This window comes from Nocardia sp. NPDC058499 (assembly GCF_042719915.1).
GTDB lineage: Bacteria > Actinomycetota > Actinomycetes > Mycobacteriales > Mycobacteriaceae > Nocardia.
The window spans coordinates 168,376-182,235 of sequence record NZ_JBHXMZ010000009.1 but is presented as its reverse complement, the minus strand read 5'-3'; the positions used below and the strand labels follow the sequence as shown (position 1 = coordinate 182,235).

12 protein-coding genes and 1 pseudogene are annotated in these 13,860 nt (G+C 68.5%); 6 read left to right on the top strand and 7 right to left on the bottom strand.

Annotated elements, in window-relative coordinates:
• Positions 1-33: 33 nt before the first annotated feature.
• The 5 genes and pseudogenes from ACFWPH_RS25650 (at position 34) to ACFWPH_RS25630 (ending at position 5,008) form a co-directional block, all read left to right on the top strand.
• Positions 34-1,190 (top strand): annotated as a pseudogene (locus ACFWPH_RS25650) (cupin domain-containing protein).
• The gene (locus ACFWPH_RS25645) at positions 1,187-2,017 is read left to right on the top strand and encodes a fumarylacetoacetate hydrolase family protein (protein WP_378754659.1); all 831 of its coding nucleotides are present in this window, start codon (positions 1,187-1,189) and stop codon (positions 2,015-2,017) included. Before ACFWPH_RS25650 ends, ACFWPH_RS25645 begins: the two are co-directional and overlap by 4 nt.
• Positions 2,014-2,640, top strand: coding sequence for a maleylpyruvate isomerase family mycothiol-dependent enzyme (locus ACFWPH_RS25640; protein WP_378754658.1), 627 nt, complete (start codon positions 2,014-2,016; stop codon positions 2,638-2,640). Before ACFWPH_RS25645 ends, ACFWPH_RS25640 begins: the two co-directional genes overlap by 4 nt.
• Positions 2,641-2,654: 14 nt before the next feature.
• Positions 2,655-3,935, top strand: a complete 1,281-nt coding sequence (locus ACFWPH_RS25635; protein ID WP_378754657.1) for an FAD-dependent oxidoreductase — start codon at positions 2,655-2,657, stop codon at positions 3,933-3,935.
• Positions 3,936-4,111: 176 nt separating this feature from the next.
• Entirely contained in the window at positions 4,112-5,008 is an 897-nt protein-coding gene (locus ACFWPH_RS25630) for an SAM-dependent methyltransferase (RefSeq protein ID WP_378754656.1), read from the top strand.
• Between the two features lie 26 nt (positions 5,009-5,034).
• Here ACFWPH_RS25630 and ACFWPH_RS25625 read toward each other — a convergent pair whose 3' ends face one another.
• A complete protein-coding gene (locus ACFWPH_RS25625) occupies positions 5,035-6,588 on the bottom strand; it encodes an AMP-binding protein (RefSeq protein WP_378754655.1) in 1,554 nt (517 codons plus the stop codon).
• 371 nt (positions 6,589-6,959) lie between these two features.
• Between ACFWPH_RS25625 and ACFWPH_RS25620 the strand changes: the two genes are divergently transcribed.
• Positions 6,960-7,613, top strand: a complete 654-nt coding sequence (locus ACFWPH_RS25620) for a hypothetical protein (RefSeq protein WP_378754654.1) — start codon at positions 6,960-6,962, stop codon at positions 7,611-7,613.
• Between the two features lie 207 nt (positions 7,614-7,820).
• Here ACFWPH_RS25620 and ACFWPH_RS25615 read toward each other — a convergent pair whose 3' ends face one another.
• The 6 genes from ACFWPH_RS25615 to ACFWPH_RS25590 all read right to left on the bottom strand — a co-directional run bounded on the left by ACFWPH_RS25615 (position 7,821) and on the right by ACFWPH_RS25590 (position 13,652).
• Positions 7,821-8,780 carry an NAD(P)H-dependent flavin oxidoreductase gene (locus ACFWPH_RS25615; RefSeq protein WP_378754653.1) on the bottom strand — a complete coding sequence of 320 codons (960 nt, stop codon included), beginning with the start codon at positions 8,778-8,780 and terminating at the stop codon, positions 7,821-7,823.
• 158 nt (positions 8,781-8,938) lie between these two features.
• A complete protein-coding gene (locus ACFWPH_RS25610) occupies positions 8,939-9,340 on the bottom strand; it encodes a nitroreductase family deazaflavin-dependent oxidoreductase (RefSeq protein WP_378754652.1) in 402 nt (133 codons plus the stop codon).
• Between the two features lie 250 nt (positions 9,341-9,590).
• The gene (gene ald, locus ACFWPH_RS25605; RefSeq protein WP_378754651.1) at positions 9,591-10,709 is read right to left on the bottom strand and encodes an alanine dehydrogenase; all 1,119 of its coding nucleotides are present in this window, start codon (positions 10,707-10,709) and stop codon (positions 9,591-9,593) included.
• A 150-nt stretch (positions 10,710-10,859) separates the two neighbouring features.
• The gene (locus tag ACFWPH_RS25600) at positions 10,860-11,108 is read right to left on the bottom strand and encodes a MoaD/ThiS family protein (protein WP_378754650.1); all 249 of its coding nucleotides are present in this window, start codon (positions 11,106-11,108) and stop codon (positions 10,860-10,862) included.
• 28 nt (positions 11,109-11,136) lie between these two features.
• A complete protein-coding gene (locus tag ACFWPH_RS25595) occupies positions 11,137-12,234 on the bottom strand; it encodes a WD40/YVTN/BNR-like repeat-containing protein (RefSeq protein WP_378754649.1) in 1,098 nt (365 codons plus the stop codon).
• Positions 12,235-12,428: 194 nt separating this feature from the next.
• On the bottom strand, positions 12,429-13,652 hold the full coding sequence (locus tag ACFWPH_RS25590; protein ID WP_378754801.1) for a Glu/Leu/Phe/Val dehydrogenase dimerization domain-containing protein: 1,224 nt from the start codon (positions 13,650-13,652) through the stop codon (positions 12,429-12,431).
• Between the last annotated feature and the right edge of the window lie 208 nt (positions 13,653-13,860).

Sequence of the window (13,860 nt, the reverse complement as noted above, 5' to 3'; positions counted from 1 at the left end):
TCTGCTGACTCGACGCACGCCACTGTAGGCGATATGAGCACGACTGACACTCCCGTCCGGCTGCGGGCGGTGGCCGCGCCGAATCAGCCGGATGTGACCCCTGCCCTCGAGGAGCTGTATCGCGGGTTCGAGCAGGAGCTGCTGTTCCGCTGTGGACCGAGATCGGCGATCTCATGCCGGCGCATCCCCGTTCGCGGGCGGTCCCCCATGTCTGGCGGTGGGAAAATCTGCTCCGCCTGGCGGCGAAGGCCGGCGATATCGTGCCCGTCGGCCGCGGCGGGGAGCGGCGGGCGATCGCGTTGGCGAACCCGGCGCTCGGCGGCCGGCCGTTCGCGACCCCGACATTGTGGGCGGCGATCCAGTATCTGATGCCGGGTGAGGACGCGCCCGAGCACCGCCACACCCAGCACGCCTTCCGGTTCGTGGTCGAGGGGTCGGGTGTGTGGACCGTGGTCGGCGGCAGCGGGGATGTCTCGAACGGTGACGCGGTACCCATGCGGCGCGGGGATTTCCTGCCGCAGGCGGGCTGGAATTGGCATGCGCACCACAATGCGACGTCGGAGCCGATGGCCTGGATCGACGGCCTCGATATTCCGTTCCAGTACCTCATGGAATCGCAGTTCTTCCAGTTCGGGCGGGAAGAGATCAGCGCGGCGGAGCGGGTCACGCCGGAGCGGTCACGGTCGGAGCGGCTGTGGGGGCATCCGGGGTTACGGCCGTTGTCGGTGGGTGAGGTGGCGCCGGGATCACCGCTGCTGGCCTACAAGTGGGAGCACACCGATGCCGCACTCAACGATCAGCTGCTGCTGGAGAAGGAAGGGTACGGCGGCACCGTCGAACCCGGGCACGCCGCCGTGCGGTTCACGAACCCGCACAACGGGACCGACGTTCTGCCGACGATCCGCGCGGAGTTCCACCGGATCGCCCGCGGCACGGAAACCGCCCCGGTCCGCGAGACCGGATCCGCGGTCTACCAGGTGTTCGACGGTTCCGGCACGGTGACCGTGGGCGAGAAATCCTGGTCGGTCACCCGCGGCGATCTGTTCGTCGTCCCTTCCTGGGAACCCTTTTCCGCCCTATCCGAAGCCGGTGGCACCGATTCCGATTCCGGCGCGCTCGACCTCTTCCGTTTCTCGGACACCCCCGTGTTCGAGGCCCTCCAGCTCAACCGTCAGGAGATCATCCGATGAAACTCGCCACCCTCCGCGTCGACGGCGGCACCCGCGCGGTCCGTCTCGACGGTGACACCCTCGTCGACCTCGGCTACCCCGACGTCGGCGCCCTGTTCGCCCAGGACGGTTGGGCCACGATCGCCGCGACCGCAACCGGCGCGACCTGGCCCGCCGAAGGCGCCGATCTGGCCCCGGTGGTGCCGAACCCGTCGAAGGTGATCTGCGTCGGGCACAACTACACGAATCACATCAAGGAGATGGGTCGCGAACTACCCAGCTACCCGACCCTTTTCCCGAAGTTCGCCGACAGCCTCATCGGACCGAACGATCCGATCGTGAAACCCGGCGAAACGGAGGCTTTCGACTGGGAGGTCGAGCTGGTGGTCGTGATCGGTGAACCGGTTCGCCGGGCCACCGAGGCACAGGCCGCCGACGCCATCGCGGGCTTCACCGTGATGAACGATATTTCGGTGCGGGACTGGCAGTTCCGGACGATCGAATGGACGCAGGGCAAGATCTGGGACTCCTCCACCCCGGTCGGTCCCTATGTCGTCACTCCCGACGAGGTCGGTGGGGTCCGGCCGGCGCTCGAGGTCGAGACACTCGTCGACGGCGAGGTCATGCAGCGCGACGATACGGGCACGCTGCTGTTCGATCCGGTGCACCTCGTGCAATACGTTTCGACCGTTATCCGGCTCAACCCCGGCGATATGATCGCCACCGGCACTCCGGCCGGGGTCGGCCATGCCCGCGACCCCAAGGTCTATCTCGTCGGCGGCGAAACCGTCGTCACGCGGATCGCGGGCCTCGGGGCGTGCACCAACCGGGTCGTGAAAGCGTCGTGAGCGCACGGACGCACGCCGATTCGCTGAGGTGGGTCGCGCACGGAACGGCGCTGTTCACGGCGCAAGTCGCGCGATTGGGCGAACAGCAGACAGCGCAGCCGAGCATGCTGCCCGGCTGGACCCGCAAGCATGTGGTGGCACATGTGGCCGCCAACGGGGACGCCCTCGGCAACCTGGTGCGCTGGGCGCGGACCGGTGAGCGCACGCCCATGTATACCTCGGCCGAGCAGCGCAATACCGATATCGAATCCGGCGCACAACGCCCCGCCACCGAACTGGTGACGTGGCTCGACGCGTCGGTACACGAGCTGGGCGCCGCCATGGCCGCCCTGACCGGCGAGCAGTGGCGCACCGAAGTCGTCACCGCCCAGGGCCGGACCGTCCCGGCCACGGAGATCCCGTGGCTGCGGGCGCGCGAAGTGTGTGTCCATGCCGTCGACCTCGGCACGGGCACCACCTTCGCGGATCTTCCCGATGATTTCCTGACCGCACTGGTCGCCGATATCCGGACCAAACGCGGTCTCGGTGAGGTACCCGGCGGGCCGCTGCCGGAGGTGGCCGCCTATCTCGCCGGTCGTCCCCATTCGCTCGCCGGCGTCGCAGACCTCGGCCCCTGGCTGTAGAGGAGGGCTGCACTATGAGCACCCCGGACGTCGCCGTCGTCGGCGGCGGAATCGGCGGACTGAGTACCGCTTTCGCCTTGTCCCGGCTCGGCCTGCGAGTGCGGGTCCTCGAGCGGTCGAAGGAATTCGGCGAGGTCGGCGCGGGTATTCAGCTCGCGCCCAACTGCACCCGCATCCTCGACGACTACGGTCTGCTCGATGCGGTGAAAGCCCGTGGCGTGGTTCCGGACCGGATGGTGATGCGCGACGCGGTCGACGGAAGCGAACTGACCGCGCTCGACCTGCGCGATCTCGAACGGAAATACGGCTTCCCGTACCTGGTCATCCACCGCAGCGATCTGCACGCCCTGTTCCTGGACGCGTGCCGGGACGCCGGCGTCGAACTGCTCACCGAGCAGCGAGTGGTGTCCTACACACAGGATTCCGGCAAGGCGGCCGCGACAACCGATACCGGGACCATCCACGAGGCAGCGGTCGTACTGGCCGCCGACGGACTGCACTCGGTCGCCCGGAAACTGTTCGTCGACGATGAACCGGTGTCCTCCGCATATGTCGCCTATCGCGGTACTGTGCGGATCACCGAGGTCGATCAACCGGTCGGCCTCTCCGAGGTGGCCGTCTATGTCGGCCCGCGCTGCCATTTCGTCCATTACGGCCTGCGTGGCGGCGATCTGCTCAACCAGGTCGCGGTGTTCGAATCGCCCAGGGCGCGGGCCGGGCTCGACGACTGGGGAACTCCCGCCGAACTCGATACCGCGTTCACCGAGACCTGCGATTTCGTCCAGCAGCGGCTACCGCATATGTGGCGGGACAAATGGTGGCGTATGTACGACCGCGACCCGATCGGCACCTGGGTGGACGGCCGCATCGCACTGCTCGGCGACGCGGCCCATCCCCCACTGCAGTACATGGCCCAGGGCGCGATCATGGCGATCGAGGACGGCTGGGTACTCGCCGAACACGCGAAACGGTTGCGCGGCACCGGCGGCGGCGTCGACTGGACCGGTGCGCTCGCCGCGTACGAGGCGGTGCGCCCGCAACACTGCCGCCGGGTGGTCCTGACGGCCCGGGTCTGGGGCGAACTATGGCATCTCGACGGCCGCAAACGTGCGCAACGGAACGTGCTGCTGCGGGCGCGGGAGAGCGACGACTACTCGTTCACCGACTGGATCTACGGCCCCACCGCGCTGTTTCCCGAGGACGAACCCGCAATGTTCGAGCCGATCCCGCTCGATACGGCCGACCGGATGGAGCGGACGGACTCGCTGACACATTCGCCGAGTGGCCCGGGATGAAGGTTGCCGTACAGCACCTGGGCGACGAAGGAGCCGGCCGGGCGCAGCCGGCGGCAGCCCGTCGACGCGGCCGGACTTTTCGTGGGCTGCCGCGAACGCGTCCGCGACGTCTCGGACCGGTATACCCGCGCCGCGCCCTCCCCGTCGGCGCGGCCGGGAGATCCTAGGCTCATCTGGTGACCACCGATGCCTCGGATCCCGCCGGCAGTTCCCCTGGTGATTCACCCACCGGAGTCGGGCGCACCGCCTTGATCGTCGCCGCCGCCCGCGCCGCCGAGTCCGAGCGGGCGGACCGCCTGTTCAGCGATCCGTACGCGGCCGATTTCGTGGCGGCGAGCGGATTCGAGATGCCCGGCGTGACCGGCCCGCCCGATTCCGATGCGCCGGAATCGGCGTCGTTCGGCGGTTATGCATCCATCCGCACTCGGTTCTTCGACGATTACCTCGTCGACGCTGCCCGCGAACTACGGCAGGTGGTGATCCTCGCGGCCGGGCTCGACACCCGCGCGTTCCGGCTCGGCCTGCCCACGCAAGTCACGGTGTACGAGCTGGACAGCCCGGCCGTACTCACCTTCAAACAGCGTGTCCTGGACGACCGCGGAGCGCGGCCGTCGTGCCGTCGGATACCGGTCGCGACCGACCTCCGCGAGGACTGGGCGCACGCGCTGATCGAGACGGGATTCGACCCGGCGGCACCCTCGGCGTGGTTGATCGAAGGACTGCTCCCCTACTTGGACCACGCGCAGAACGATCGGCTGCTCGCGACCGTCGGCAGCCGATCCACCGCGGGCAGTCGATTGGCGATCGAGTTCGTCAGCGCGGAGGCGGTCACACTGCTCGGGCAGGCACTCTCCGGCGAGGCCCGGACCGAGATGACCGCACTGTGGCACGGCGGCGGAGTAGCGGACGCGGCCGAACCGTGGCTGCACCGGCACGGCTGGGACGCGCGCGCGTACGACACCTACGAGCGCGCCCACTCCTACCACCGTGACCTACCACCGCCCGGCGACGGCCCGATGGACCGATTCGCCCATGCGGCACGCCAGAGCCTGGTCGTCGCGCACCGCCGCTGATCGGCCGGCCGGAATTCCGGCGGATATCAGCTGACCTGACGGTCCCGGTCGCTCCAATACGGCTCGCGCAGTTTGAATTTCTGCAGCTTGCCGGTCGCGGTGCGAGCCAGTTCGTCCCGGAACTCGACCGAGGTCGGCGCCTTGTAGCCGGCCAGCCGTTCTTTGCACCAGGCGATCAGATCCGATTCGGTCGCGCTGTCCGGCGCCGCGTCGGGGTCGAGCACGACCAGCGCTTTGATCGTCTCGCCCCATTTCTCGCTCGGCACCGCGATCACCGCCACCTCGGCAACGGCGGGATGGGAGAACAGGCAGTCCTCGACTTCGATCGAAGAGACGTTCTCGCCGCCGGTGATGATCACATCCTTCTTGCGATCGGCGATGGTCAGGTAGCCGTCGTCGCCGATCTCACCCCCGTCGCCGGTGCGGAACCATCCGCCGTCCAGCACCGCCGCACTTTCCTCCGGTCGTCCCCAATAGCCGTCCATCACCACATTCGACCGGGCCAGCACCTCCCCCGCGCCTTCTTCCGATTCCTCGATCCGCAGCCGGACACCGAGCGCCGGGGCGCCGGCGCGGGTCAGCTTCGCCGCCTTGGCTTCGGGATCGAGATCGTCCCATTCCGCCCGGGTGCGGTTGACGGTGAGCAGCGGAGAGGTTTCGGTGAGGCCGTAGATCTGGATGAACTCCCAGCCGAGTTCCTGTTCGACGCGGGCAACGGTTTTCGTCGGCGGCGGCGCACCGGCCATGATGATCCGCACCCGATCGCGGCCGGGGATCTCGCCCTCCCAGGTCTGCGCGGCGTCGAGGACGGCGGCCGCGACCGCGGGGGCCGCGCACATCACCGTGACGCCGTGATCGCGGACCCGTCGCAGGATCTCGGCGCCGTCGATTTTGCGCAGGACGATATGCCGGGCGCCGACACCGGTCATCGCGAACGGCTGGCCCCAGCCGTTGGCGTGGAACATCGGCAGGGTGTGCAGGTAGACGTCGCGGTCGCTGATCGTGGCGTGCAGTCCGAAGGTGACGGCGTTGACCCAGATATTGCGGTGGGTGATCTGCACCCCCTTCGGGCGCGCGGTGGTGCCGGAGGTGTAGTTGATGGCGGCGGTGGCGGATTCGTCGGGTTCCCACGGCCGCGGGACCGACCCCGGGGGCGCGTAGAGGTCGCTGTCGGAACCCAGCACGAATGTGTGTTCGCATTCGATCCCGGCCAGTGCCTCCGCGAGCTCGGGGTCCACGTACAGGACGCGGGCACCGGAATCCTGGACGATGTAGCGCACTTCGTCCGGGCGCAGGCGGAAATTGATCGGCACCAGAACCCGGCCCCAGCCGCTGACACCGAAGAAGGAGGTCAGCAATCGGCTCGAATTATGGCTGACGATCGCGACCCGTTCACCGGCTCCGATACCGAGTTCGTCGAGCCGGGCGGCCTGCCTGCGGGCGAGTCCGGCGATCTCGGCGTAGGTCAGCGAGCCCTGGCCGGGCGCCGGCTGCGTGGGTTCGTCGACCACACCGATGCGGTCGCCGTACACGGTTTCGGCGCGGTCGAGGAAATCGGCGACACTGAACGGGACGAACATGGTCCTCCTACGGATCGTGCGTACAGTACGCCCGCGAGAGCCGTCTGCGGACCTCCGGCGGTCCGACGATTGTCTCCTCGCGGCGGCGGGGGTGGGGCCGGAATTCTCGTTGCGGACCCGGACAGGCATGCACTGCCGGTTTCGGGCCACCTGCCACCACCCCGATAAACCCGGCGGGCCGGTAGCCATGAACGGCCGGTCCGCGGGACACGAATTACCCCGCCTCGGCCGGGGCGGCGCGCCCACCTGTGCCTTTGCCACGCGAGCCCGGGCGATGACTCGAGTACGCCAGCGCGTTGCCGTGACTTTGCCGCGACCATTTCGTAATCTAACAGTGATCTTGTCTCCGAGCGTTACGAGTAGTCACCATCATGCCTGGTCAACATCGCAAACCGGCCCGAGCCCGGAAGATCGCTCCGCTAGCCGGGAGCACGGTCGCGGCAACGGCCGTCATCGCGCTGTCGGTAATGGCCCGCCCTGCCCCGACCCCGCAAGCCACCGCGGTGGCGGCGGATACGCAGGCAGCACCCGCGGCCGGCATGGGCGCCGCGTCGGAAACCCCGCCGGCTCCGGCGCCGCCATCGGCCGAGGCCGTCGCGGCGGTCGACAAGCCCCGCGAGCCGGCCAGGTACCTGAAGCGCTTCGCGCCCCCGCCGCCTCCCCCGATTGCCTGTTCCACAGAACTTGCCGGAGCACAGCCGCATGTGGCGCAGGTGGGCAACCTGATCGGCCAAACCTTCGGGATCGCCGATATCGGCGGAGCCAACGGCCGCTACGACGGCGAGCACGGCGCGGGCCTGGCCCTCGATTTCATGACCTCCGATCCCGCGAACGGCGACGCCATCGCCGATTTCGTCCTCGCCAACAAAGAGCGTTTCGGCGTGTCCTACGTGATCTGGCAGCAGCAGTACAACGACGGCAGCGGATGGTCGTATATGGAAGACCGCGGCAGCCCGACCCAGAACCACTACGACCACGTCCACGTCTCGTTCGAGTCGGCCGCCGATGTCTACGTGACCTGCTGATCGCGCCCGGATCCGGCACGGGCCGATGAGAACCCGGTAGCCGGCGACGCCGCTTCGCCCTGGCCACTGCTGCCGTGGTGGTTCGGCTCAGGATGGGCTGCGGCACATCCCCGGAAGGGGAGAAATCCACGGGATCCGGATCGGGCATTCGCGGATCCCGATCATGCATTTCCCGGTGGCTGCCGAAACCGGTCTCCCGCAGTGGTTTCAGTGGGCGGACCAGTTGCCCAGCGCATGCTCCGCGGTCGAACACAATTCGTCGATCACCCGGCCCACCGGCACGCTCTCGGTCACCATCCCCACACCTTGTCCCGCATCGACCGGGGCCACCATAGGATCGTCGGCCGACATCGCCGCGGCCAGCTCATCGCGGGCCGCCGGGTTCCCGGCCAGGTCGTCCGCGCTGCGCTCCCACCGCTCGGTGAAATCGTTGCGCAGGACCCGCGAGGGGAAACGCGCGGGCCAGGGCAGCTGCTGGCCGATATCGAAAACGCGCGTGGTGGCGGTATCGGTGGCCGCCGCACGAATCAGCGCCGCACGCGCTCGGTCCGGGGTGAGCGCCTCGGTGCACACCGACAGCCTTGTCCCGAGCCACGCTCCCGCGGCACCGGCCGCCAGCACCGCGGCCAGCGTCCGGCCGGAGGAGATCCCGCCGGCCGCCAGCACCGGAACCTCCACCGCATCCAGCACGGTATCGAGCAACGGCAAGGTACCCAGCAGTGGCTCCCCGTGACCGCCACCTTCGGCGCCCCTCGCGACGAGCACATCCACTCCGGCCCCGGCGGCGCGGCGGGCCTGTTCCGCGTCGTAGACCTGGGTCACCGCCAGGACACCGTGCCGGTGCAGCCGCTGCACCCAGGCGAAATCGTCGGTGAAGCCGACCGAGATCACCGTCGGCCGCGCGGCGAGAGCGGTATCGAGCAGGCCCGGCTCCCGGGCCAGCACCCAGTCGACCAGACCGATGCCGAACGGGCCGGGCACCGCACCCAGCAATTCCAGTTCATCGGTCAACCGGTCGACCGACCCCGCACTCCCCATCCCGATCATCCCGAGCCCACCGGCGGCGGTCACTGCGGCCGCCAGCCGGCCACCGGCCACACCACCCATCGGGGCGTTGACTACCGGTGCGCGCAAACCCATCTCCCGCGACCAGGGCGTCGACAGCACTACGGTCCACCTCGCTCGTCTGTGCGCCGGCATCGGGATGCCGGATCCGGTTCTCACCGCGACCGTACCCGCCGCCTCCGGCACCTACTCGCTCTGCCTGCACCGCGACCCCTCGCGCCGACGAGAGCATCCACACAGGCCCGTGGCTCGGCGGCGACCTACCGCGAGGTACCCCGCTCGGCGATCACCTCGACCCGGAGGAATTCCGGCGCTCTGATCACCCGGCGCAGCATGAACCGGATGTACGGCGGCATATCGGCGGCGGACTCGTCCCGGTAGACGTGCGGCGAGCCGACCGCGTAGCGCCGGCGTCGCGACTCGAGTTCGCAACCACCGGCGGCGAGAACATTGCGCACCCAGTCGGATTCGGCGCCGTAGGTCAAGGCGATCACATATCCGTCGCCGCGGCGGAAGGCCCACAGCGGGGTCCGGAATATCCGGCCGGAGCGGCGGCCGCGATGGACGACCACCGCCCAGCCCGGCGCCCACGGTGCGATGAATTTCGTGATCCGGTTCAGGCCGGCCTTGTTTGCGCGAGCGATCCATCGGGGCGCGGGCATCTGGCGAACACCTCACTTCACTCGGGTCCACCGGCTCCTGCACCACGGACCGGCGACGCAGACAGCAGGTACGCGGCGATATCCGGCGTACGTATTCGCCCCAGTTTCGCAGGCCGGCACGCTGTTGTCCGAACGACAGCCCGAGGGCAGTGGACTCCCACTGCCCAAGCAGTGTCCCGTGCGGATCCGTGCCTGCCGGCCGTCGCGGCGTGCCGGTCGGGCCGCGGCCGCGACCATTTCGGCTCTGCCGCTACCGGTCGAGAGCATCGGAAAGCGCGACGGGCGTGAGTCGATGCGCCTCGGCCACCGGCTCGTTGGTAATGCCGCCGGCACAGGTGTTGAGGCCTTTGGCGAGCACCGGATCGTCGCGCAGGGCCGCGCGCCAGCCTTTGTTCGCGAGGGCGACCACGTAGGGAAGGGTCGAGTTGGTGAGGGCGTAGGTCGAGGTGTTCGGTACGGCGCCGGGCATATTCGCCACGCAATAGAAGGTCGACTCATGCACCGGGAAAGTGGGGTCGGAATGTGTGGTCGGCCGCGAATCCTCGAAGCAGCCGCCCTGGTCGATGGCGATATCGACGAGTACGGAGCCAGGTTTCATCCGCGCGACCAGATCGTTCCCGACAAGCTTGGGCGCCGACGCTCCCGGAATCAGCACCGCGCCGATCACCAGATCCGCCTGCTCGACCTCCTGTTCGATGGCCAGGCGGGAGGACGCGAGCCCGTGCACCCGGTTGTGGTAGCGCCAGAACGACATCCGGAGCTTGTCGAGGTCGGTATCGAGCAGCGTGACATCGGCGCCCATCCCCAGGGCGATATTGGCGGCGTTCTGACCGGCGACCCCCGCGCCGAGGATCACCACCCGGGCGTTGGCCACACCGCCGACCCCGCCCATCAGCACCCCGCGCCCGCGTTGCGCCTTCAGCAGCGAGTGGGCGCCGACCTGGGGTGCCAGACAGCCCGCGACCTCCGACATCGGGTAGAGCAGCGGCAGGACACCCGACGGCAGCTGAACCGTTTCGTAGGCGATGGCGGTAACACCCCGGCCGAGGAGTGCGTCGGTGAGCGGGCGGTCGGCGGCGAGGTGCAGGTAGGTGAACAGCACCAGGCCGTCGTGCAGCAGCGGGTACTCGGCCGCGATCGGCTCCTTCACCTTGAGCACCAGATCGGCCTGGCCCCAGACATCTTCGGCGCGGTCGACGATCCGTGCACCGGCGGCGGCGTATTCGTCGTCGGTGATGGAGGAGCCGAGACCGGCGTCTTTTTCGATATCGACCTGATGCCCCTGGCTCGTCAGCTCGTGTACGCCGATAGGGGTGATGGCGACTCGGTACTCGTGATCCTTGAGTTCCCTCGGCACGCCGATACGCATTACTCCTCCTACTCGTGCACTTCGGCAGGATTTCCGAGAACTACTGCGGGTGTGGTGAACTCACCGACCCACTGCACGCCCTCGATCCACCACTCCCCGACGAGTCGGCGCACCCCCGCAAGTGAGTGAGTGCGCGGGCCTTCGGCACACTCACCCGCCGGCGACCGACGGAATGATCATGATCTCGGTTCCGGCATCCACCGGTGTGTCCTGCCCCTCGAGGGTGCGGCATTCATCGTCGCCGACATAGAAGTTCACGTAGCGGCGCAATTGACCGCTCTCGTCGCGAAGCCGGCGTTCCAGTCCCGGCGACCGCTCCCGGACGGCATCCAGAACGCTGCGGAGCGTCGCCCCGTCGACGTCGATCTCCTTGTCGCCGTCGACGTAGGTACGCAACATGGACGGTAAGCGGACGCGGGCCACGGCGTTATCCGACGACCGCGGCACGTACGCACAGCACGTCCGGAAGTTTGTCGGCGACGAGTTGCCAGTGATCGCCCTCGTCGGCACTGCAGTAGACCTCGCCGTTGCGGGTGCCGAAGTAGATACCCGCCGGGTCGGCGTTGTCGGCGCACATGGCATCGCGCATAACCGCCGCCCAGAACGGATCCTGCGGGAGCCCGTCGGTCTGCGCGGACCAGGTGTCTCCGCCGTTTTCGCTGCGATACACCGCGCAGCGCGCGTCCGGCGGGAAACGGAACCGCTCCATATCCGCGACCAGCGGGAAGGTGTAGATCACCCCGGAGCGCCGGGGGTGCGCGACGATCGGGAACCCGAAATTGGATTCGGGTAACCCACCGTCGATCGATTGCCAGCTCGCCCCCTCGTCGGTGCTGCGGAAAACACCGCCGTGGTTCTGCAGGTACATGGTGTTCGGCGTATCCGCGTCCAGTGCGACCTTGTGCACGCACTGCCCCCATTCGGGCAGTTCACCCGGCATGAAATCGGCGGTGACACCTTTGTTCGTGGGCTGCCACGACGATCCGCCGTCGGTGGTCTGATAGACGCCCCCGGTAGAGATGGCCACCGCCATCCGCTGGGTATCGGCCGGATGCGGCAGGATCGTATGCAACGCCAGACCGCCGCCGCCCGGCATCCACTCCGGCCGGTGCGGATGCTCCCACAGGCCGCGGACAAGCTCGAATGTCCGGCCGCCGTCGGTGGAGCGGAACAGCGCGGCCGGTTCGGCGCCCGCGTACACCACATCCGGTTCCGCCGTGGTGGCCGGCGCGATCTGCCAGACACCCTGTAGTGCTGCCCCCGTGTCCTCCGGGAAGGCCAGCGGTGCGTCGTCCGGCTCGCTCCACGTGGCGCCGAAGTCGTCACTGACCACCATGGTGGGGCCGAAATGGCTGTCCAATACGCCCGCGAGCAGACGCGGCGTGGGTCGCCGGGTATCGATCGCGAAGGCTTTCACATCGGCCACGGCGAACTGGGGCTCACCGACCTCCCAGTTCTTCCGACCGTCCTTGCTGCGCGCCAGGAACAATCCCTTGCGCGTCCCGATTCCGAGCAGTACGTCCATCACGTACCTCCATGTCGTCACCGTCACGCCGGCGCGTGCGAGCGTACTCCGGGTGACCGACAGGTTCCGGCAGAACAGAGCACAAAGCGTGCCGCGGAACGCGCCTGGTGGCGATCACCGCACAGGGTGATCGCCACCAGGCAGAACATGGCTCACGTCGCGACCGGGCAGCGGGGGCCTTACTGCTGGGCTTGTCAGGGAATGACTACCGGACCCGATGCGGCGGACGGTGCCGGTTCGTCGGCCAGGCGGTGGCCCGCCTCGCGCGGCGTGGCCCCCTCCTCGGCCCACGCGGCCAGCAGCTGCGCGACCTTGCTGTGCATGGTGGTGCGCAGCCGGTCGAAGGAGTTGTCCGGGTTGTCGTCGACCTCGCCGAGAAGCAGCCACCACGCCCAGGCCACGGCCCCCGCGTTCGCGACGAAATCCGGAAGCACCGGGACGCCGCGGGCGGCGAGCATGGCCTCCGCCTCCGGGGTGGTCGCCGCATTCGCGGCCTCCACGATGACACGGGCCCGGATATCGAACGAATTGTCCGGTGTGATCGCGTAGGAGATCGCCGCCGGAACGAGGATATCCACCTCGGCGGAGAGCACCGCGGCACGCGGCAACTGCTCGACACCTTCGGGCAGCCGGGTGCGGTCGACCTCACCGAAACCGTCACGCAGATCCAGCAGCGCGGGAATATCCAGTCCGTCCGCGCAGTACAGTGCGCCGGCGGCATCGGCCACCACGGTTACCTTCATACCGGCTTCGTGCAGGTAGTAGGCCGCGGCACCGCCCATGGTGCCGATGCCCTGGATCCCCACTGTCGTCTCGGCGGGCGCGCGGCCCCGCCAGACCGCGGCGGCGAGGCAGGCGTGCGCGACCCCGTAGCCGCCGATCACATCACCCAGCAGGAACCCGCCCTCCACTGCCGCGTTCAGCCCGTTGCGGACCCGCTCCAGGGTCGCGGCCGGGTCGCCGGCGCGGCTGATCGCGGCATGGTAGCTCTGCCCCAGCCCGAGCTTCTCGAAGACCTCGTCGATCAGATGCTGCGGAACTCCCAGATCCTCGGCCGTCACCCAATGCGCGTCGAGCCACGGGCGCATGGCCTCGCAGAACCGTTCGAGGACACCGATTGCCTGTGGATCCTTCGGGTCGAAATCGATACCGCCCTTGGCCCCGCCGACCGGCAGATCGAATGTGGCCGTCTTATCGGCCATCCCGCGGGCAAGATCCTCGACCTCCCGCAAGCTGCATCCGGCCCGCATCCGCGTGCCGCCGGTGGCCAGGCCCGCGCGCAGGGTGTGCACCACGAGGTAGCCGACCGCGCCCGTCAGCGAATCGGTCCACTGCAAACGCATATACGGTTCGGACCGGCGTACCGGTGGCGCGGCCACCGTTGCCGCGGGAATGTCCGGAAAGGTTTGCGTGGTCATATGCTGGGTACCCCCCATAGGGTTGTCGATCGCCGTCACGATGAACCACCTCCTTTTCGTGCTCGGCCGTCGCTACCGCATGCGGCAACCCCGGCGCGCAAATGTTCCGTCCGGACTTCTTCGTCCCCACGGCCACTATGTGTGCCCGATCCCATAACTGTGCGGTCGTACCTGCTCGCGCGTCTATTTACGGTTGGTACACGGCAGT